Origin of the sequence: Leptospira licerasiae serovar Varillal str. VAR 010 (assembly GCF_000244755.1) — a bacterium.
Lineage (GTDB): Bacteria > Spirochaetota > Leptospiria > Leptospirales > Leptospiraceae > Leptospira_B > Leptospira_B licerasiae.
The window spans coordinates 52948-75910 of sequence record NZ_AHOO02000013.1; the positions used below are offsets into that span (position 1 = coordinate 52948).

14 protein-coding genes are annotated in these 22963 nt (G+C 42.7%); 10 read left to right on the forward strand and 4 right to left on the reverse strand.

The window, feature by feature from the left end; translation table 11 throughout:
- Positions 1–7 precede the first annotated feature (7 nt).
- Positions 8–1009, reverse strand: coding sequence for an NAD-dependent epimerase/dehydratase family protein (locus LEP1GSC185_RS16160; RefSeq protein WP_232298451.1), 1002 nt, complete (start codon positions 1007–1009; stop codon positions 8–10).
- A gap of 181 nt (positions 1010–1190) precedes the next feature.
- Entirely contained in the window at positions 1191–2285 is a 1095-nt protein-coding gene (locus tag LEP1GSC185_RS16165; RefSeq protein ID WP_008592785.1) for an AraC family transcriptional regulator, read from the reverse strand.
- A 284-nt stretch (positions 2286–2569) separates the two neighbouring features.
- Here LEP1GSC185_RS16165 and LEP1GSC185_RS16170 point away from each other — a divergent pair, with 284 nt between their 5' ends.
- Positions 2570–4351 (forward strand): C45 family autoproteolytic acyltransferase/hydrolase, encoded by a 1782-nt coding sequence (locus tag LEP1GSC185_RS16170; RefSeq protein ID WP_232298452.1) that lies wholly within the window; start codon positions 2570–2572, stop codon positions 4349–4351.
- A 142-nt stretch (positions 4352–4493) separates the two neighbouring features.
- Here LEP1GSC185_RS16170 and LEP1GSC185_RS16175 read toward each other — a convergent pair whose 3' ends face one another.
- Together LEP1GSC185_RS16175 and ispG are read right to left on the reverse strand one after the other, a co-directional pair.
- Positions 4494–5558 carry an Lcl C-terminal domain-containing protein gene (locus LEP1GSC185_RS16175; RefSeq protein WP_008592523.1) on the reverse strand — a complete coding sequence of 355 codons (1065 nt, stop codon included), beginning with the start codon at positions 5556–5558 and terminating at the stop codon, positions 4494–4496.
- A gap of 91 nt (positions 5559–5649) precedes the next feature.
- The gene (gene ispG / locus LEP1GSC185_RS16180; RefSeq protein ID WP_008592103.1) at positions 5650–7647 is read right to left on the reverse strand and encodes a (E)-4-hydroxy-3-methylbut-2-enyl-diphosphate synthase; all 1998 of its coding nucleotides are present in this window, start codon (positions 7645–7647) and stop codon (positions 5650–5652) included.
- A 190-nt stretch (positions 7648–7837) separates the two neighbouring features.
- Here ispG and LEP1GSC185_RS16185 point away from each other — a divergent pair, with 190 nt between their 5' ends.
- From LEP1GSC185_RS16185 to mdoH, 9 genes are all read left to right on the forward strand, one after another.
- Entirely contained in the window at positions 7838–8464 is a 627-nt protein-coding gene (locus LEP1GSC185_RS16185) for a hypothetical protein (protein ID WP_232298453.1), read from the forward strand.
- Between the two features lie 347 nt (positions 8465–8811).
- Entirely contained in the window at positions 8812–9702 is an 891-nt protein-coding gene (locus LEP1GSC185_RS16190; RefSeq protein WP_008592875.1) for a hypothetical protein, read from the forward strand.
- A gap of 50 nt (positions 9703–9752) precedes the next feature.
- Positions 9753–11834 (forward strand): NHL repeat-containing protein, encoded by a 2082-nt coding sequence (locus LEP1GSC185_RS16195; RefSeq protein WP_010515305.1) that lies wholly within the window; start codon positions 9753–9755, stop codon positions 11832–11834.
- Between the two features lie 274 nt (positions 11835–12108).
- Positions 12109–12426, forward strand: coding sequence for a hypothetical protein (locus LEP1GSC185_RS16200; RefSeq protein ID WP_008592154.1), 318 nt, complete (start codon positions 12109–12111; stop codon positions 12424–12426).
- Between the two features lie 70 nt (positions 12427–12496).
- Positions 12497–13774, forward strand: coding sequence for a hypothetical protein (locus LEP1GSC185_RS16205; protein WP_008592399.1), 1278 nt, complete (start codon positions 12497–12499; stop codon positions 13772–13774).
- 361 nt (positions 13775–14135) lie between these two features.
- Complete coding sequence (gltB, locus tag LEP1GSC185_RS16210; RefSeq protein ID WP_008597199.1) at positions 14136–18623, forward strand: glutamate synthase large subunit; 4488 nt, start codon at positions 14136–14138, stop codon at positions 18621–18623.
- Between the two features lie 145 nt (positions 18624–18768).
- Complete coding sequence (locus LEP1GSC185_RS16215) at positions 18769–20373, forward strand: OpgD/OpgG family glucan biosynthesis protein (RefSeq protein WP_008592822.1); 1605 nt, start codon at positions 18769–18771, stop codon at positions 20371–20373.
- Positions 20360–20770: a hypothetical protein gene (locus tag LEP1GSC185_RS16220; RefSeq protein ID WP_008592800.1), complete on the forward strand. Its 411-nt coding sequence runs from the start codon at positions 20360–20362 to the stop codon at positions 20768–20770. The genes LEP1GSC185_RS16215 and LEP1GSC185_RS16220 overlap by 14 nt, the downstream gene beginning before the upstream one ends.
- Positions 20767–22941 (forward strand): glucans biosynthesis glucosyltransferase MdoH, encoded by a 2175-nt coding sequence (mdoH, locus tag LEP1GSC185_RS16225; RefSeq protein ID WP_008592182.1) that lies wholly within the window; start codon positions 20767–20769, stop codon positions 22939–22941. The genes LEP1GSC185_RS16220 and mdoH overlap by 4 nt, the downstream gene beginning before the upstream one ends.
- The last annotated feature ends 22 nt before the right edge of the window (positions 22942–22963 follow it).

The following is a 22963-nucleotide window of genomic DNA, read 5'->3' on the forward strand; positions in this document are numbered from 1 at the left end:
CAGGAAACTATACTGCAGCGGACAACATCCAGTCAACCGTCTCTTGTAGTGATTTTTTGACAGGCATCGGTTTCCATTGGAATTCCTTCTCCAATCGATCCGAGTTATATTCTTGCTTTCTTTGCAAATAATCCTGCACTATCTCGGAGTTGATCTGTCTGTCCAAACCGGTGACAGCATGTTTGAAGGCATCCAGATAAGGCATAACTCGAACTATAAACGAGGGGAGTTCCTTGCCTGTTGTTTTGGCCTTAGGATGGATTTCTTTTACTAGTTTGCAGACTTGAGAAACGGAGAGAGTTTCACCGGTCGCAATATATCTTCCTTGCGCATTAGGATTTTCGTAAGCTAAAATATGCGCCATTGCAACATCTCTTACATCCACATATGAAAAAGTCATCTTAGGTGCGAATGGAAGTTGTCCCTTCAGAATATCCTGGATCAATTTTAAAGAGGAAGTGGGTTGAGTAAATTGTGGGCCCAAAATAGTTCCAGGCAGAACAGTCACCAGGTTCAAGTCTAATTTTTTAGAGATCTCCCAAGCTAATTTTTCGGATTGAGTCTTGGAGATTGCATAAGGTTCTTTTGCGGAATCATTCCAAGTGGATTCGTTCAGAGGGAGCTCTCCTTCTGCAATTGTTCCTACTGCAGCGATGCTGGAGGTGTATACTACCTTTTTGATCCGAGCGTTATGAGCTTCTTCCAAAATATTTCTGGTTCCATTGATATTCGGTTCCACAACTTCCTTTTGAGGATCCTTCGCGGTTAGATTGAATGAAGCCGCTACTTGAAAAAGTCCATCCTGTCCTTGGAGGGCTGCACGAAGAGATTCCCTATCGCCCAGATCTGCCGAGACCAATTTCACTCCTAATTTTTTCAGGTTTGCAGTCTTCTTTTCATCGTTTGCATCTCGAACTGCCGCAGTTACTTCATACCCCCTCTCTTGGAGAAGTTTTACTAAAGAAAAACCCAGGTGCCCACTAGCACCGGTTACCAATACTTTTTTCACGAGTCCGTACCTCATTATTAATATACTATTGGACTATAAATAATATACTAATAGTCAATTATTTTTTATAAAAGGACTCCCGCAAAAAAAAGATCGATTCTTATATATGCCGTAATTTCTGTCATTTTGTCTCTATTCGCTTTTGTTTGCGAATACACTGGTGGCATTGCAAGGGCGGGAATTAAATTTTAGTATTCTGCTTTCTATACAATGCAGGCGACATTCCCATAAACTTTACGAATTGGGAATGAAAAGTGGATTTGGAATTAAAACCCACTGCAAAGGCTATATCCAGTACGGAACTTTCGGGACCTTCTGTAAGGCGTTTGCAAGCTTCTTGCACTCTGTATCTATTGATTAGTTCGTAAAAATTCATTTTGTGAATTTCGTTCAGGTATCTGGAGGTTTGGTGTAGGTTCAGTCCAAGTTCCGCTGCCAAGTCTACCAATCTCAATTCGCTATCTCTGTATAAGTTTTTAGTCTCTAATAGCTCCTTTAGTTTAGAGTTTGCCGCTTCTATTTCTTTAGAAAGAAGTGGAGTGTTTTGGTATTTTGCACTTTGAATGACTTCACTGATCTCACTGAAAAAACCAGGATGCCTTTCTCTGACCAGGAAGAGTAACAGCACCATAATGCATATGAGAGAAGCTCCTAAATCGAATAAATATTTATTCTTTAGGAAGTAAGCGGTTCCTATAAGTGCATTCGCGAATACAGGTAAAAGTAATACCAACCATACCAATTTTAATTCGTACATTTCATATCTTTTGCTGACCTTGTGGTAAAGATAGAGGCAGAATAAGGAATATACGGACACCTGTACGCTTGCGATAAAACTTCCCAAATGAGCCCAATCTAATCTGAATTCTTTGGCTCCTTGTATTACCTGGGCCTTTAGTTCAGAATTGTCTTGTGAGAAGAATATACATTCAAAAGCGGCGAATAGTAAAACGGGAGAAAAATGGAGTCCATAGCGGAGGAGTTTGCCTTTAGCGGTTTCTTCTTCCGTTTCTAAGAAAGAGCGGATGTACGTGTAGATGAGTGGCCCTACGGAAATCACGCTGGTGTGTAAGAAGATAAATAGATAAGGAAATTCTAATAGATCGTCCTGCAGATACCAGGAATACCTTAGCAGAATTGTTCCGGTTAGGATCATAATGAGCACCAAAATCCTGTTTCCAGAACCTGGGCGGAGGATTTCCAGATAGGCGTATATAAAGGAAGCTCCTGCCCCGAACTGCAGGAATTTCAGGGAAAATATGTGTAGGTATTCCATAGATTGGCTGTTTGGGCCGGATGCTATTTCAATTCTTATCCTATTTTCTGCCAAACAGATTTGAGTGGAGCTTGCAAACCAAATTCTCCTCAGAATTTGTAGGACCTCCTACAAATTTACGCCCGAAAAGGTCCTTGAATAGGGAGGAATTCCATGATAAAGCAAAAATCGTCCGAACGAGTAACCACCGACCAGCCCCCACCCAGTAGGGTGGGGAATAAATTCCCCCCATGAAAGGTCCGATCCGATAAGTTCGGCTATCCGAACCTATGGAGGCGGTCGATGTGTCGGCGAAGTTCTGTTATGATTGGCTCATGAATTCGGAAACGTATCCACTAGCAGTATTACAACTTAAGGGTTCCCAGGAAGAGATGGGAAGACAATTCGGTGAGATCATGAATGAGATCGGACAATTCGAGCCGATCTTTGATTTTTATCCGGTGATGGCACGGAATCTTTTATTAGGAAGTTTGCCTCGCAGCAATCGAAATTTTTTGGCGAAGGGCGCGACTTCTCTTCTGGTCAATTGGATGTCTAAACGCATGATGAAGCATAGACCTTCCGAGTTTTCTGCGAGGACGATTGCAGCTCTGACTTCTGCGGGTCGTTCTGCGAAATTGGAAAAGGAACTTTTTACTATGGATTCTTTCCAGAACTCTGTCGGGTTTTTGGGCATGATCCAGCTTCTTCCTGAACTTGCTCATATGAGCCCTAGCAGAAGTCCTCAGATGATCCCTGCATGTACGAGTGTTGCTGTTTGGGGAGATCAAAGCCAGGATGGTAAATTATATCACGCTCGCAATTTCGATTTTCCCGGCGTGGAAGTATGGGACAAACGTCCGATCGTTGTTTTTTGTACTCCCGAAAAAGGTTTACGTTATGGTTATATAGCATGTAGGGGTGCGGATGTTCCAGGGATCACTGCGTTCAATGAGGCGGGCCTCACTATTGCTTTTCATACTCGTTTTCATAAAAAGATAGGCTTTAACGGTTTAGGTGTGATCGATTTCGGCCACAAGATTATTTCGGAAGCAAGATCTATCGAAGAAGCGGTGAATATCGCTAAAAAACATAAGATCAATTCTACTTGGGGCCTTATTGTTACGAATCATAAGGAGAAGGGACCGAAGGCTGCGATTATCGAGACCAATTACGGGAATGTGGATGTGGTTTATCCTAATTTAGGAAAAGATCATATAGTTAATACAAATCATTACCAAAGTGAGAAGCTTCAGGAAGGTGAGATCATGGCGGCTCCCGTTTTCTATCACCATTGTATTAGTCGTTTTGATCGAGCAGAACAACTTCTCTCTTCTCAAAAGAAAAAGAAGGGAACTAGTGTCGTAGATCTTCAGAATCTTTTGGATGATAGTATCGATTATTCCAGTGGGGAAGTTCGTACAATGGGTTCTACTATTCGCCAGATCACTTCCGTTAAGTCGGTGGTAATGAGTGCGGAAGCACGTAAAATTTTTGTTTCCGTAGGAACCGCGCCTACTAGCGGAGGTCCTTATATGGAAATTCCTATGGCCTGGGGAGAGCCTGGTTATAAACTTTTGGATCTTTCCGATGTAAAAAAAGGTAAAAAAAATAAGGTATCCTCATCCAAAAATCCTAAGGCTGGTTCCGCGATCCAATATTATAAAAAAGCGATGCTCATCAACGACGATCCGGGAATGGGCGGGGTTGACGATATCCTTTTGGAATTGGAGAAGGCGAATGAGGAATTTACAGGCAAGGACCCTTCCATCCTTTTCTTAGAAGCAATTTTATATCTGGAAAAAGGAAATCTGAACAAGGCTTCGTTCTTATTGGAGCAAGCGGAAAGTTTGGAAACTTCTTCTTTCAGAAAGCAGCAAAGTGCATTGTGGCTGGCTAGGACCCAGTCGGTTTTGGGTAAACAAAAGATAGCCGATCATTTCTACGATAAGATCAAAAATTCTAAAACGGAATTTTCTACTCAGGTTTGGAAGCAGAAGGCATACAAAGACAAGGGTAAATATTCCGCGAGAAAGTTGAGACAGGTTTCTCCGAATTTTATTATCGTAGAAGCGAACGAGCTTTAGATAAGAATTTCGCACAGAGATCTCCGAGGCCACACGAAGTATGTTGATATGATCGGAGACGACGTGTAGGCGTTCCTACATTCGCGATCAAACTTCTGTGTCCTTGGCGGCTCTGTGCGAGATTTACTTACGAAACATCAGTTCAAGGACCTGCTACACAACGCGCTCTTGTTGAGACTGTATTCGATTTAGAAACTGCAACTAAAGAGAACGAGTTCTGTGTATATGCATGAGTGAAATAACTCGTACTTGTAGAAGTCCATGCATTGGAAGCCTGCGTATTATTCGGGAAATAATCAAACGGCAGATCGATGGTTCCATAGCTTGGCTCAGAGTGAAAATATGCTTCTCTTGCCGTAGGCAATCTCCAATCAGTTCTGCCTGCAAAGTCCAAGTTATTACATGCGTCTAAAGCTTGTTGCCAATTGAAGATGGTCGGAGTGCCTGTACAATTAGAGTCATCTGTTTGTCCTTGCGCGCATTTTTTTATCAGTAGTCCTGTACTTTCTTCCTTAATCGTTCCATTTCCTAAATCAGTAAAATTTGCCTGCGGAATTTTTGGACCGGAAACACATCGGACTTTTAATCCATTGTTTTGATCCGATTGGCCGATCTCACCGTTGCTGTATGCGGAATATCTTCCAAAAAAAGAAGTAACCGGAGTGGAAGCCCAATGGGTATTCACCGAAGTATTCGGAAAATAAACTGAGGAAACTGCATTTGTCTGAGAAAAATCTCCGAATAAGGAAGCTTCTCTTGCAGTAGGAAGTCTCCAAGTGCGCCCTGCTAAAGTTAAGGAAGAACAGTATTCATCCGCTGCCTGCCAATATAAATTTAGCGGGCCTCCCTGACAGGTGGTGCCGTTCCAATTTGAACCGAAGGTACATCTTTGCCAAATTAATCTGGAACTTTCCTCTAAAACGGTGGTTCCTCCATCTTGGATCTGCAAAGAATAAGGGGCAGGGGTATTCAAAAATTCACCGTCCTCTCCTGTGCCGGAGCAAGAACGAGAAGTTCCGCTAGAATCATAACAAATTGTTTGGTTGGAATCTGGCACTAAAAATGGAGTGAGATCGTCAGGGCTAGAAGAACTTGTTAGGCCTAACAAAAGTGATGTTTCCAGATTATAGTTCTTATTCTCGGGGGTACAACCAACTAAAATAGAAGTTAGAAGTAGTGAAAGTCCAATAAGCGATTTTATTTTCATATAATTTACTTTTGTTTTATAGAATTCTTATTTTTTTTTAATCTATACCTCTTCGTGTTCGATTCGGACAGAGAATTCTAAAAAAAGTAAATTATAATGTTGTAATCGTCTCTCTTTCCATCCACATTCCTGAGTCTTTGATTAGCTGGACAAGCCTTTCGTCCGCTTCTTCGGAGGGAACATTTTTTAGCACGATTTCTTTTCCGCGATATAGATGCACTTTACCTGGACCGGCGCCTACGTAGCCAAAATCAGCATCCGCCATTTCGCCTGGGCCGTTTACGATACAACCCATGACTGCGATCTTGACTCCCTTCAAGTGGCCAGTTTTTTCTTTGATCCTTGCGGTCGTGGTTTGTAGATCGAATAACGTTCTTCCGCAGGATGGGCAGGAGATATATTCCGTTTTTGTAAGACGTAGTCTGGTTGCCTGTAGGATGTCGAATCCCAGTTGTAACACTGCTTCCGGTTCACTGTCGATTACCTTGATCCGGAGCATGTCTCCTATTCCGTCGGTCAACATTCCGCCGATCCCGATAGAGGATTCGTATAAAGCGGTTTCCATATCCGGATATTCCGCACTTAAGAAGATTGGATAATCAAAATCGCTGAGTATACGCGCTAATTTTCTGTAATCGTGTAGTATATGAAAAGTTTGAACGGAGAATGTTACCGATTCTATCCCAGCGTTCTTAAATTCTTCGGGGAGTCCTTTTAAACTTTCGATTTGGTATGCTTGAACGTTTAGTTCTGTAATTCCTTTACCTTCTCTTTTATGCAAAAATTCTAATAAAGAATCCCTGTTTTGGAAATGGTGGAATGGATCTACAGTTACTTTCGGGAATGGGATCAGATCCTCTAATACATCTTCGAGTAATAGTTCGTTTTGTTCTACGATAACTCCCATTGGAACGCTGGAAGATTTACTTGTAGAGATACATTCCTCTCTTAGGAATTCGTCGGAAGGAAGCGGTACTGAGACCATCTCTAATTCCAAGGACCTGGACCTCGCATAATTTTTTAGCGAGGAAAGACTTTGAGAAAACGCATTTTCCGATTCGAAAGGTAATACGGATTCGATCCGCACTGCATGGTTTTCTCCTAATGGAAGGCTTCCTACTTGGATCGGTCTGCTGTAAAATCTTTGGTAAGAATAAGGGTTTCTGAATTCTGAATATCCTTGGCTTTGTGTTTCCGGAAATCTGAGACGATTGTATTTATCCGCAAGTAATCTTGCGACTGGAACTTCGTGGATTGGATCTTCCGTTAGGGAAACTCGGATTGTATCTCCCAATCCATCTTCTAATAAAGAGCCGATTCCGATCGCGGATTTGATCCTTCCATCTTTTCCGTCTCCAGCTTCAGTTACTCCTAAATGTAATGGATAATCCATCTGCAATTCCATAAATCTGCTGCATAATAATCTATAAGCTTGGACCATTACCTGAGGATTGGAGGCTTTCATGCTGACTATAATATCTTTGTACGAAAGACTTTCTGCGATTTTAATAAACTCGATCGCGGACTCCACCATTCCTTGCGGTGTGTCCCCGTATTTATTCATGATACGATCCGATAGGGAGCCGTGATTGGTGCCTATTCTCATAGAGACTCCCAATTCTTTACAACGAAGTACTAATGGACTAAATACTTCGGAGATCCTTTCTAACTCTTCTTTGTATTCTAGATCGGTGTAATCTCTAACTGCGAATTTTTTCTTATCAGCGAAGTTTCCAGGATTGATACGTACCTTCTCCACCCATTCTACAGATTTCATCGCAACACTTGGAGTAAAATGGATATCTGCTACGAGAGGGACCTTACTTCCCAATCGTTTGAGTTCTTTACGGATATTCGGCAAGTTATCCGCATCCGGTTGAGAAGGCACAGTCAATCGAACGATCTCGCAACCAGCCGATTCTAATTCCAGGATTTGTCTGACGGAGTTTTCAGTATCTCTTGTATCCGCAGTGATCATTGATTGGATACGGATCGGATTATTTCCACCGATGCCAATATCTCCTACTTTTACCTCTCTGGTTCTGCGACGTTGGTAAGAGAATGGAGAATAATTGTATCGGAAGTTCATGAGTGCTCTCTTGTTCCATTAAGAAGGGAACGAACCGCTTGTCATTTAGGATTTTTCCGAAAAAGCCCGAATCTAAGCGGTTTTTGAGGATTTGTAGTAGATTTACCTCTTGGTATCGTAGCCAAAAAGAGCGGTCAAATTGAATAAATTGACTGGAAAATAGGAATAACCAGGATTGCTGGAACCAGATATGAATTTGCTAAAACGTTTTTTTTCTAAGATAGAATCTCCTAACGAAGCGGAGTTTTTTCTCAATTCCGCTTCCTATATTTTATTTTTGATCGGATTTTTGCAGAGTATTCTTTTCACTTTTCTTCTGGGTTCTTTTAGGAACTTCTATATGGATGTTCTTCTTCTTTTTATTTTCGGGATCGTGATCCGATTTTCCAGAAGTAGGGTTGCCGTTATCCTACTTTGTATTTATTCATTGATCATTCTTGTGGGAACCACATTGACCTGGTTCGGTATCGCCGCAGGTGGAGGAAATAATATATTTCTAGCAATACTTTTGGTTCTTCTTTCCTTTCGGGCCGCGCAGGCGATCTTTCGATTCCATAAATGGAAGGAAACAAAACTTGTTTGGAAAAATATATTGATCCGTCATTCGATCGCTATCGGCTTTGCATTTATTTTTTCTACTTCTATCTTTATTTCTTATGTAATGATCTCTAAGTTTTTAGAGATCACCGAGATGGATCCTCTCTATGGGGAAATTATTTTCGAATCACTTCCTATCTCTTACATTCTTCTTTTGCTTCCCGTACTTGCTTGGGCTAAAAAGAAAAGAATGTATACCGGCGTCGAAATTGCTGCCTGAGAATGACCTTTATTCGATTTTTTGAACATGTTTTAAGAAAATTTCTCTGTAGCGTCCGTTATATAAAATGTGAGCTTTTCCTCACTTTTTTTATAAAAGAAATAAAAAATCTAAAAATAAGACTGCCACGAATTGTTGTGCTGTTAACTAGCCGGGGAATCTATATACACACATAACGTTCCGATTTGTCCGAAGTTTTGAGGTCAAAGCATTCGATCAATCCGTATAACGGACGTTTGTTCCCCGATTTGTGTCGTTTATTCCGAGAGATCCCTACGATTTCTTAAATAACTCGGAAAAATATGCCGGGGACGAGCTGATTGAGAAAACGTTAGATGGGAATCTAAATGAAATTTATAAATAAAAAACAGCGTTTGATTAAGATCTTACCGGTGCTCGGGATCTTTTGTGTTCTATATTGTTCGGGGGATGCAAAAAATATCGAGGAACTTACCGCCGCGGCAAAGGCGGTTTTGGACGGAGTTTCTGCACCTGTTCCAGTTCCCCCTGGAGATCCTGCCCCTCCTGGCCAACCTGAAAACGCACCTGATTTGCAAGATTCTATGATTACTAGTTTTGATATTTCAAGTGGAACAAGCTTTAACGGTTTATTCTCGATACAATCTATCAGTTTTAATTTGCCGGTTCATGATAATACCACTGTCTCCGCCTTTATAGGAGGCCAAAGTATGAAACTGCTGCCTGATAATACCGTTGTAAATTCGTTTTCACATTGGACGGTCACTTCCGGGCAACTCTCAGAGCCTGGGGCAAATCCTCCAGCGTTAGTAGGACCTTCTGATAGAAAATTGAAGGTGTTGATCGTTGCAAGAAACGAATTTGGGATCTCTTCTAAAGTAAAACAAGTCGGACAGACTCATTTTTGTACTGGGGCTGCGACTCTTCCTGCAACTGTAGGAAATTGCGGCACGGTTTGCGCTACCGCGACGGTAAACGGGGACGATGTCGAGTTTAAGGCTCAGAAGACTATCTCTCAGGATACATTCGATTATCTTTATGTAGATATATCCATTGCTCAGCCGATCTCTTTTTCTATACCGGCGGCTCCATTCGGCTTTTTCGAAAAATTCGATACGATCACAGTCGGAACGTACGAAGTGAACACTAGTTTGAATCGTACCAGTTTCGAATATATGTGCGTGGAAATGGCTTCTTATTCATATGTGGACGGTCCTTTTGATGACGAGTTTATCAGAGGGAAAGTGATCATTCCTTAATCTTGGAATAAATGCGAAGTTTAGAAAATTTTAATGTTTTGTCGGGATTTATGAAGAAAATATTTTTATTCGCTGTAGCGGTCCATTTTTCTATTTTTACAGGTTGTTCTTCCGAGGGAGTAGGGTTTGATCCAGTATCTGCTCTTCTTGCTGCAATTTCTCCTACTTCTTCCACCCCGGGAGAAAATCCTCCTCCTGGAGAGGCAGGAACTCCTGCATGGATAAGTGCATCTGATGCGGTATTCAGTGATAAGGTGGAGGTTCGTTGGGATCCAGTTCCTGCTCAGGAATATAGGGTCTTTAAAAAATCAGTGTTTGAATCCACCTACCAGCAAATTGGTTCGGTGACTGATCCTGTTTTTACGGATCCAATTTCCAATTCCCAAAGTTTATTTCAATATGCGGTCCAAGTTGTAGATCCGGAAGGTAAGGTTTCTCCAATCAGCGTTTTCGATACCGGAACAGTAGGATTCAATTCTTCTTGCTCTACAAAATTGAATTCTCTTGGAGGAGGGACTTCTCTTTATTCCAGATTTAAGAACGGTTTTCCCGGGGCTGCGACTTCGGTTTCGTCTTTTGGGAATTCAGTCCTTGTTGCAAGTAGCGGAAATGTTTATTTAATAAATATAAATGGAGATATGATAGGTGTTTGGACCGGGATTTCTCCTAAGGCGATGGTCGTAGATTCTACCAATCGTATTTTTGCTTTGGCCGGAATGAAAATATTCGAGCTGAATTCAGATTGTACCCAAACAAGTTTGATCGATCTTCCGGCGGATTCTTCTCCTAAAGATCTGGCTTTGGATACATCCGGGAATTTGTATATTAGCGAGGCGAATTTTGATACTGGGACAGACCGTATTTTTAGGTATTCTTCTGCAGGAAATTTACTTAAGACTTGGGACCTTCCTGGAACATTCAGAGAACCTTATGCGATCTACATCCATCCTTCCGATAATAGTTTGTTGGTTGCGGATAATTCCAATTTTGATCTGTTCCAATATGATATAAGCGGGGACACTCCTGTTCAACTGGCATCCAAGCAGATAACCGTCGGTCAGATTATTGATCTGACTATGAGCGGATCACAAATCCTTGTCGCCATCCAGAGGAATACTTCCCCCGATATCGGACCTTATCTGGTGAGATTTCATAGTGGGATGTCAGGCGGTTCCGTGACTCTGCCGATTAATCCAGCCGGATCTTCTACAATTGTAAGCATTGCGACGGACAATCGGAATGGAAACGTTCTTGCAGTAGATACGCAAAGGGCTTCTATTCTTTCCTGTTCGGCTCCTATTTTTTCCAATTGTGATCCAAGTATCCGAGGGATTTCCCCTTTGAGAATTGTTAGGGATGACAAGAAGAATTTTTACATTCTTCATGCTACAAAACAAATCACTAAACTGAATCCGAATGGAGCTCATCTTTCTAGTTTTGCTTTACCTTCTTTCCAAGGATCTTCCGTGCAAGGCGTGGATATGGAGATCGATGGGGATTTTTTGTATATTTCAGGTAGAAATTCCCAGGACGCCAGAGTCTTGGTAAAAGTTAAAACTGATTTTACCGGAGTCACTACTCGCACATTGCCTGCGAATTCATTTGTCCCCTTTACGAATATTGCGGTGACCGGTGGAAAAGTATTCAGCGACTATGTGGATTTTGGGGAAGATGATACTTTTACTTACCTGAATTTTTCGTCCATCAATGGGGGAGGCGATGGGAATTATTTAAATAATCCTTATAGAGAATTATTCATTATGAATACGGTAGAATTGGAAACGGATTACGCAGGGAATTTTTACCATATGTTAACCGGAATGGGGGAAAGCGATTTCCACACTTCTATTTCTAAATTTAATTCTAATACTCTCGAATGGAATAATTTGATACAATCTACTACTGTTTCTTTTCAGCAGATCACAACTGATAAGTCCGGGAATTTATATACATTAGAAGGAACTTCTGCCAATGGATACAAATTGTTTAAGAGGGACGGGAACTTTGTTGAGTTGAATCAGATTTCTATACCTACAAATCAGATCTCACCTTCTGCGCTGTATGTTTCCGATACAGGAGATTCTTCTTTCCTCGCGACCCCTTGGTCTTTACATAAAATTATGTTACCTTGATAGTAGAGTCGCAGAGTTTTAAAGAGACACAGGGCTTGGCACACAGAGCCACGAAGCCGCAGAGAATTTTTGGATTTAGTACACCTTATATCCTCTGCGTCTTAGCGACTCTGCGTGAGAATTGTTCCCTGTGCGAACGAATCGGTATCGACCTAATCTAAATTTTCCAAAAGTAAAAAAATTCTAAGACCCGAATTTGAGATCGGGGGGTGTAAAATCCGATACTTTGGTTATAGGAAAGTCTGGAAAGATTTTCGAAACGAAGGGCCTCGGCATGGAATTTCTGGAACCAAAAGATCTCACGGAAAATAAGTCCTACCGGATCCGCCTAACCGTGGCAATCTATAGAAATAATATTTTATCTTATAAGAACGATATAGTAGTTCCTTCGGTTTATATGAGAAGGAATGAAGCGAGAGCCCATATCCGCAAGGAAGTGACAGAACGTTTGGCTCATTCTTCCTTTTTTCGTTCTCCTCGTCCGGACTATGATCTGGTCCGATATTCCGAAGAAGCTACTTGTAACACATTCTTGAGATACAGGATTATCAGCGGAAGTCCTACAGAAGAAACTTTACCTAAGACTGTTTAAGAAAGATTCGTAACTTAATTGTCTTGAATTCCGGTCTAGGGTTGTAAAAACTTGACTGCGAATCCGGATTATGGCAGGCCCAGACAGAAAGGTCATAGAAAAAAATTCCCATGGAGAGTACGTTCTAACCGCGTACGGGGAATTTTTAAGTTATTTCCATACTCATATCCAACTTTTCGGGACTTTGATCTCCGCTAAAAAAATTCCCACAAAAGAGCAAGACGCTCTTAAAACAAAAATCCGTTCTTATATTTCCAGCAACGTCCAAAAGACGGATCATTTTTTCGATCAACTTCCCCAGTTTGCTCAGTTTCTCGGAATGGGTTCCCAGGAACTTTCTTCCTACATGAATCGGAACTTCTTGGGAGCGTTGAATAAGGTAAAGACCAAACTTATCGAACAAGAATCCGCCGCGGAACAAACTCCTCGTAAGAAAAAATATTCTAAGATATCCGAAGAGATATTAGAAGGACTCGGATTTACGTTCCCGGCAGGGCATAGATTCGAATCGGAAGAAGGGATGATCTATCTGGTAGAGATCGCTACCGGTAAAAAAAGGGAAGCTGCCGCCTTGGGAGAAGTTGCAAGAGAAACTGCAGCTGCTGGTGCAGCTGCAAGGCCTATCCCTGCCGCTCCTGTTCGTAAAGGTCCTGAAACTCCGATCCTAGAAGAAATATTAAAAAAATATGGTGAACTATTCTCCGGCAAACCTTTGGTCCTAAAGGTAGAAGAGTTGGAAGAAGATGACTCACCGGTCCAGATGGGAGAGGATATTCTTGCCGATGTGGAAGATCTTCACTTCGACGGGGACTTTGGTGGAGATTCTCATAGCTTCTCCGAACCTCCCGTAAGTATTCCATTTTCTAAATATATGGACCAGGTAGGAAAGGTTAGAGTATTCCAAAAAGCAGGTCAACTGGAGGAATACAAACGTTGGGTCGCTTCCTTACCTGTAGAAGAAAACGCACTTGTTCAATTACAAACTTCTCTTTTGAAAGAATCTAGAGGAGAAGTAGTCGAATGGGACGGAACTCTTGGGCAACTATGCGCTCGCACCGGTCTTTCCGAATCGAGGCTTAGGAAAGTATTGGAATTGGGACGCGATTTTTTCCGTATCCGAAACCAGTTGGAATCCTCTTGGAATAAAGCAAGAACTGCAAGTCCTGCAGTCGCAGAGCTTGTAAAAAAAGCATGGCCTCATATTCTAAGAGTTATGGATGAATATCCTGATTTCGCTCAAATCAAAGGAAAGATGGACCAGCTTCTTTCTCGTATCCCTGACGCTAGTCAGAGAAAGATACTCACAGATCTATTCTTGAATCCGGTTCTTTCCATTCGCAGAAACTAGTTTCGCACGGAGCTCACGGAGAGTAATTCTCACGCAGAGGCGCTAAGCCGCGGAGAGTTTTCTTGAATAGAGTTAGTAGAATACCGTCTACTCTCATAATTGCTATCTGAATTAACCTCTGCGTCTCCGCGACTCTGCGTGTCTAACCAAGCTTATAAGTCGAATATAGGTTTCTCTGCGGCTTCTTCCCCGAAAAAGATCGTTTTCAAACTAGGCACTCGTAAATTTACTGGTCTAAGAATCGGACATTTGCTACAAAATTCAGCCAAACATCGCGTGGGTGGGGGTTTCCTCTGTCCGTGGACTAAGGCCAAAGCAGAGTCCCGGATTCTATATCAACCCTAAAGAGGAACCTTAGCGGATGTTAAACCTTGACGAACAGTTGCGGATCCAAAAGTACTTGGAGGAAAACGGTCTATACGACAAGTCCTTCGAGCGCGATAACTGCGGAGTAGGCTTCGTCGCTTCTTATAAGGGCGAGTCCAGCCACCGAGTTGTATCTATGGGTTTGAAGGCGGTCGCATGCCTTACCCACCGCGGAGCCGTTGATGCAGATATGCAAACCGGAGACGGCGCCGGGATCATGATCCGTATCCCTAAAAAACTGTTTGCGAAGTACATCGAGGACATGGGCCATAGACGCCCTGACGAAGATTCCATCGGTGTGGGGATGGTGTTCCTACCTAGAGAGGACATAGACAAACAAGATGTTTGCCGAAGCCTCATCGAATCAGCACTTATGCAATTCAACTTCAAGCTATACGCTTGGAGATATGTTCCGGTTAATCCTGAGGTTTTAGGGCCTAAGGCGAATGCTTCCCGCCCTCAGATCGAACAAGTCCTGATCGGAAAGCCGGACGGGATGTCCAACGAGGATTTCGAGACCAAATTATTCCTGATCCAAAAGAAAGTGATGAGAGATGCGCTCAGACTTTCCATGAGCGAAGACTTTTATATTTGTTCATTCTCTTCCGAAAGGATCACATTCAAAGGATTATTCAACGGGAACCAGGTCTCTCAATTTTATGAAGATCTAAAAAGTGAGGAGATGGTTTCTCCTTATTGTATCTTCCACCAAAGATATTCTACCAACACTTTCCCAAGCTGGGCATTGGCTCAACCTTTCCGTGTTCTTGCACATAACGGAGAGATCAATACCATCGTAGGGAACAGGATTTGGATGCTCGCAAGAGAAGAAGAACTCGCCTGTGAAAAATGGGGAGAGTTCCAAAAAGAGATCCATCCGATCATCAGACCTCATTTATCTGACTCCGCAAGTTTGGACAACGCAATGGAAGCGATTGTACGTTCCGGTAAGGACGTTCTTCATGCCAAAGCGATGCTTATACCGAATGCATGGAGTAAGAACGTTCAGATGTCGGAAGCCTTAAAGTCCTTCTACGAATATAATAACACTTTGACCGAACCATGGGACGGACCTGCTGCTCTCGCATTTGCAGAAGGTGACTGGGTCGGAGGAAGTTTAGACAGAAACGGACTTCGCCCTGCAAGATATGTTGTGACCGAAGACGGACTAGTCGTTATGGGTTCCGAAACTGGTTTAGTTCATATAGACGAAGAGATCATCACCAAAAAAGGAAGATTAGGTCCTGGTGATATGCTAGCGATCAACCTGAAAGAAGGTAAGATCTACTTCAATGAGGACGTAAACGCTCTATTCGAGAAAAAATACGATTATAGAGAATGGTCCAAAGAGAATGTTGAATATCTGGACCAAACTATCGACGAGTCCATCGCTAAAACCGTAACTTACAGCGGAGATGATCTCAGAAGAAGACAGATCCTTTTCGCATATTCTCCATACAAACAAAAAGCGGTGATCAAACCTCAGGCTGTCGCTGGAAAAGAAGCGATCGGTTCCATGGGAGACGATACTCCTTTGTCTATCTTAATGCTTTCTCGCATCGGATTGTATACATACTTCCGCCAAAGATTTGCTCAGGTGACAAACCCGCCGATCGACTATCTGAGAGAGAAAGGAGTAACTTCCCTTTACACTCGTCTTGTTAAGAAGACAAATCTATTCGCGGACGAAAAACCTCAGAACTGTCTGGTTCTTTCTCATCCATACCTGACTAATCTTGGATTACAAAGGATTAGGGAGAAGGACGGAAAACAATACAAGGTTTTGACCTTGGACGCCACTTTTGAAGCTCATCATGAGGAAGGTGCTGCAAGAAATTATCTTGAACTTGCATTGGACCAATTGCTTGCGGACGCAGTAAAAGCTGCGGAATCCGGAGTGAATATCCTGATCCTTTCGGATAAAAAACTGAACAAGGATCGCGCTCCTATTCCTATGGAATTGGCTGTTGCGGCAGTTCATAACCACTTGATCCGCAACAAAAAACGTGCGGCTACTAGCATTCTTGTGGAAACAGGATCTGCATTCGAAATCCATAATGTGGCCGTTCTGCTTGGATACGGAGCTTCCGGAGTAAACAGTTATCTGATCTGGGACACTCTTCATGACTTATGGTCCAAGGGAGACTTCGATGCGGAAGACGGCACTCGTCCTTCTTTTGCTACTCTTTGCACTAACTATCGTGCGGGAGTCGATGACGGACTTCTAAAGATCATGTCCAAAATGGGGATCTCCATCATGTCTTCCTATGTGGGTGGACAGGTATTCGAAGCGATCGGGCTCTCTAGAACTCTGATCTCCAAATACTTCCCAGGTACTTATTCCAGGATTTCTGGAATTGGTATCGGTGGTATCGAGCAGAATATCCTAAGAAACCACGACTCCGCATTCAACAAAGAGATCAATCCGGAAGACTTTATCTCCGAGAAGGACGACCAACCTCATAGATGGTCTCCTAAAGTAGTAAAATTCATCCGCAAAGCTGCGGTGGACAACGACTACGAAGCATTCTTAGAAGCTTCTAAATTAATGGAAGAAAGTGATCCGATCAATATCCGAGATCTATTCGATTTCGTGGATCGTTCCCCTGTTCCAATCGAAGAAGTAGAAACAGTTTCTGAGATCCAAAAACGTTTCTTAACTCCTGGTATGAGTCACGGTGCACTTTCTATCGAAGCTCACACTGACCTTGCGATTGCAATGAACCGTTTGGGAGCAAAGTCTTCCTCCGGAGAAGGTGGAGAAAATCCGTCTCGTTACGTTGTGGATGAGAAAGGAGACTTAGCGAATTCTTCCATCAAGCAGGTTGCTTCCGGAAGATTCGGAGTCACTTCCGAATATCTGAACTCTGCGAAAGAGTTGGAGATCAAGATCGCTCAGGGTGCAAAACCCGGAGAAGGCGGACAGCTTCCAGGCAAGAAGAACAATGAGGAGATCGCGACGAACCGTCATACTCCTCAGGGAATCGACCTGATCTCTCCTCCACCTCACCACGATATTTATTCTATCGAGGACTTGTCTCAGTTGATCTATGACTTGAAACAAGCTAACCATACCGCACAAGTATCGGTAAAACTGGTATCCGAAGCGGGAGTAGGAACGATCGCTGCCGGTGTTGCGAAAGCGAACGCCGACGTGATCCTGATCTCGGGACATGTGGGTGGAACCGGAGCGGCTTCTCTTACTTCTATCAAACATGCCGGATCTCCTTGGGAGCTTGGTCTTTCCGAAACGCATCAAGTTTTAGTAATGAACGGTCTACGTGATAGAGTGGTTCTCCGTACTGACGGCGGTATCGTTTCCGGAAGGGATGTGATCATCGCTGCATGTTTAGGTGCGGAAGAATACGGAATTGGGACTGCTTCTCTCGTGGCATTAGGTTGTATCATGGCAAGAAAATGCCATTTGAACAACTGTCCTACTGGGATCGCTACACAAGATCCTAAGTTCAGAGCGAAATACAAAGGATCTCCTGATCAGGTCGCTACTTTAATGACACTTCTTGCAATGGAAGTTCGTGAGTATTTGGCGAAGCTTGGATTTCGCTCTATGGACGAGATCATAGGAAGAACGGACCTTCTGAAACAAATTACACGTTATGAGCAAGACCGTTTAGATTCTTTGGATTTGAATCCTATCTTGGTACGTCTTCCTCTTCTCTACGATCCTAAGAAGAAAAAAGACAGATTCGTAAGAAGAGAATCTGTCGGAGAAGTTCTGGATGATCGTATCCTGAAGGATGCAGAACCTGCGTTAGAAGGAAAAACTTCCATGTCTCTTTCTTATTCCGTTAAGAATACGAACAGGACTGTAGGAGCAAAAGTTTCCGGAATTATCGCACGTAAATACGGATCCAAAGGACTTCCTGGAAAACTGGAAATCATTCTTGAAGGAACAGCTGGTCAGTCCCTAGGAGCATGGCTCGTGAAAGGGGTCCAGATCACTCTTCATGGGGATGCAAACGATTATGTAGGAAAAGGACTCTGCGGTGGAACTATCGTGGTCCGCAAACATAGACGTTCCAAATTGAAAGCGTATGAGAACGTGATCATCGGTAATACCTGTCTTTACGGTGCTACTTCCGGAAAACTTTTCAGTTCGGGTAGAGCAGGAGAAAGATTCGGGGTAAGAAACTCCGGAGCGGATGCAGTAGTAGGCGGAGCAGGTGACCACTTCTTGGAATACATGACAAGTGGAACAATAGTCTGCTTGGGAACAGTAGGTAAGAATATGGGCGCCGGTATGACCGGAGGAAGAGCTTACTTCTTCCAGAAAGATTGGGAATTGGAGCCTTTAATCAATAAAGAGTATGTGAAGATCGTGGATCTTGAAAATGAAGATTACGATATCATAAAGTCTTTTATTACCGAGCATACTAAATTGACCGGATCCGAACTTTCGGAAGAGATCCTGAAAACTTGGGAAGCATCTAAAAAATATTTCGTGAAAGTTACTCCTAAATAAAGTAACTCTCGGATTAGTTTTTCAGACTAAAGGGCAAGGTTCCAATGAGTTCGATGTGAATTCGGACTTAAAAGACCTTGCCCTATCTGTGTACGGATGATAGACTGGTTCTTTAGATCCGTTCTACCGAAAGGAAAGATACGAATTGTTACGATTGCATATAATTCTGGCTTTTGTGGCAACAGCCTTGCTCTTTGCCGTCGCAGATAGACAGCAGAGGCGGGATAGAGAAGAACCCGACTTCTCTTCTTCTCCATTACTGAGTGTGATGGAGGGAGAAATTTCCGACCACAATACTCATCCTACATTCAAGTTCTCGTTCGCAGATCTCAAAGGACGAGCTAGAGTATTATCTAAACAACGCTACATTCCGCCTAAACATTCCACTACGGACTTTTTGAAAGGTCTGCCATGGAACCAATACAAAAACATATTATTTCGCCCCGAAAAATCGGTTTGGAAGAAAGAGGGAAATCCTTTCCAATTACAGTTTTTACATCCTGGACATTTATATAATACTAATATAAGAGTGTTCGAGGTAAGAGGCGATTTTGCGAGAGAGATTGCCTATGATCCTTCTTCTTTTGATCTTTCTAAACTGAAAGGTGTGGGAGAGCTTCCACCTAATCTAGGTTATTCGGGATTCAAGATCCATTTTCCGATCAACACACAAGAGCATACGGATGAGTTTGCGGTTTTCCAGGGCGCAAGTTATTATAGGATCATTTCTAAGAAACAATGGTACGGTCTTTCTGCCCGAGGGATTTCGGTTAACACAGGCATGCCTTATCCGGAAGACTTTCCTTCCTTTAGGGAATTCTACGTAGTCAAACCTGATAAGACCGACTCTTCGATCACCGTTTATGCTCTTTTGGACGGAAGGACTGCCACCGGCGCTTACGAATTCCAGATCACTCCCGGCAAAGTTTCCGCAGTAAAGGTAAATGCAGAGGTGATACTTAGGACTAAGGTGGATCGGTTAGGGATTGCCCCTTTGACCAGTATGTATTGGTATAGTGAGACCAGGGGAATTCCGAAAGGCCAAGCCTATCCGGAATCGCACGATTCCGATGGATTATTGATCCATTCCGGAAAAGGAGAATGGATCTGGAGACCTTTGGATAATCCGAAGCGCAGCACAACGTATACTTTCTCGGATGAAAATCCGAGGGGATTCGGCTTAATCCAAAGAGATAGAGAATTCCAAAATTACCAGCATAGTGAGATGAAATACCAACTCAGGCCAAGCGCTTGGGTAGAACCCGAAATTCCTTTTGGTAAAGGTGCGGTCCATCTCCTAGAAAATCCGACTATCCAGGATTCTGACGATAATATGGGAGCTTACTGGATGCCGGATCCTCTTCCACAACCCGGGATTCCATTCGATTTTTCTTATACTGTCCGCTGGCCGGATACAGATCCGCTTCCTGATTCCATGGCAAAGGTAGTGGCAACTCGGATCGGTGACGCGCAAGGTGATCCTGATCTGAAAATGTTCTATGTGGATTTTAAAAGTTCCAATCTAAGTTCTTTGGATCCGTTCGCTTATATTCAAGCGAGAATAGATACCGGAGAAAACGCGGAATTATCCGAATATTCGGTCCAAAAGATAGAAGAAACCGGAGTATGGAGACTTACTTTCGGAGTGTATCCTAAAAATAAATTCAGGCCCTCCGATCTAAAGGCAGCATTGAGCAGAAACCAAGAAATCATTTCTGAAACCTGGAATTTCGTACTTGAGCCGAACTAAGAAAAAACAAGAAGACTCGAGTGGCTCAGGACTTTTAGAAAATCACCAACTTTCTAAGGAATGGGAACGTTTAGAACTTTATCTCCGAGGAATGGGGATAGATGACAGTTTAGAGATCCATAATACTCTATCCAAAGTTTTTGAAAAATCCGAATCCTCCAAAAAAAATATATTCGAAATTTTTAAAGAAGAAACATCCCTGAGATTTAATCGTGATTGGGAAAGCAGTCTTCCTCCTTTAGAACCTGGTTCTATGGTGCCTAGACCGATCGATTTTGGTCCGCTTGCGGATCTCGCTTCTCCTTCTGCGGAAAAACCGGAGCCTGTTGCGCTGGTCCTTACGGCTCTATTCTGGGCTGCAGTTTATATTTCTCTTGCTTTCTGGTATTTTTCATGAACGCAGAAACTTTTCCTACATCTATACCCGAACCGGATGGGATCTTAAAAGAAGCATTCGATTCCAGAAAATTTACGTATAGAAGGTTGGGATTCGTAGGAGTTCTAGGACTTCTATCCTTATTCGGGATCTATTTAGAATATCGTTTTCTTCTAATAAACGGTATCTCGCCATTGGAATGGGCGACACTTTTACTCTTCTGCTTTTTATTTCCTTTATTGGCGTTCGGGGCTACCACCGCGATCTTCGGTGCCATCCAAAGAATAAGAGGGGGAGATCCTACACGTATCTCCGGATTAATCGCCGGACAAACAGTAAGCCCGAAAGAACTCCCGCCGACTGCTGTGGTTATTCCGATCCACTGCGAAGACGTGGCAAGAGTAGCAGCCGGTCTGGAATCTATGATGAAGTCTGCGGCTTCTGTCGGCTTAGGGGAAAATCTGGACTTCTTCTTATTATCCGATACGACTGACCCGGATATCTGGCTGCAAGAAGAGAAAGCATTCTCTAAACTTTCTAGAAAGCCGGAAACAAAGGGAAGAGTATATTACAGAAAAAGAAGGATCAATCTAAACAAAAAATCGGGAAATATCGCGGACTTCTGTAGAAGATGGGGAAGACGTTATAGATACATGATCGTCTTGGACGCGGACAGTTTGGTTACAGGGGAATGTATGCTAAACTTGATACGCCTGATGGAAGCTGTGCCTAACGCAGGTATTATCCAAACAGTTCCTAAGATCATCCGAGGTAAAAGTTTATTCCAGAGATTGGCGCAATTCGGGACCTGGTTGGGAAATCCTATCTTCGGCGCTGGATCTTATTATTGGCAGGTGTTCTCCGGACCTTTCTGGGGGCATAATGCGATCGTAAGATTAAAACCATTTATGGAACATTGTGGACTTCCAGGTTTACCTGGAGAAAGCGCCATAGGAGGAAAAATCCTATCTCACGACACTGTCGAAGCCGCATTAATTAGAAAAGCTGGATATACAGTTTGGTTTGCTTACGATTTAGAAGGTTCGTATGAGGAATGTCCTCCTAATCTTCTGGAAAGTCTGAAAAGGGATAATCGTTGGTGCCAGGGAAACCTGCAACATTTCTGGTTTCTGTTCGTAGGCGGCCTAAGGATTTCCAGCAGGATCCATATTTTATTGGGGATACTTTCTTACGGAAGTTCTCTTCTTTGGGCGTTACTACTCGTCGCAACTAGTTTTACGGTCATGGCGGATACCGACTATTATCGTTTAGCCTCTATTCCGGAAGAATGGGCGCAATTCCAGGAGAGTATGTATCTCCCTGTCTTCTACGGATTGCAAATTTATACTATTCTAATATTATTCATGCCTAGGATACTTTCCTTCTTAGACGGTTTACTTTTCCGCAGAAAAGAAAGTGGGATCGGATTTTTCTCCTTTATCTTTTCCTTTTTAACTGAGTTTATCCAGTCGGTGATCTTAGCTCCCGCTTATATGGTCCAATACACCAGATTCCTTTGGATGACTTTTTGGAATAGAAAGATAGAGTGGGGACCACAAAATAGGGACCCGGCTCAAGGGATTGATAGAATGGCCGCTGCCCGTGCCTTACTCCCTCAGGCATTTTATGGCACGGGGATCTCCATCTGGTTATTCGTATATTATCCCGTACTTTTTTATTGGTTATTGCCGATCACAGGCGGCTGGCTTCTTTCTTATTTTTGGGGTGTCTGGACTTCTTCCCCTAAACAAGGCGAACTCTGGAAAAAAAGAGGACTTCTTTTAACTCCGGAAGAAACCAAAACGAATTCCCTTTTATCCGATACTGAAAATTTGGAGGAGGAATATTCTACGTTCTTGCAAGGAATGGGATCAGGTAGAGGGATTTTTCTTTCCGTAGCAGACCCTCTACTATTTCGTTTTCATACTTCTCGTTTGAGAACTAGAAAAAAAGAATCGGACGCTCGTAAAAGATATATGGATGTTCTTGTTTCTAATTGGAAAGAATCCGGTCCAGATTCTTTGAATTCGAAAGAGATGAATCGTCTTCTATGGGACAAACGTGTTTTGAGCGATCTTCATTTCTGGTTTTGGGAAACTGATCTTTCTAAAACTCATCCATGGTGGAAGGAAAGATTTTTAGAATACCAAACTAGACTGCGCAAAGAGCAGATCTCCAATTGGTTTAGTTGATCCCGAAAGATCCTTTTTATCT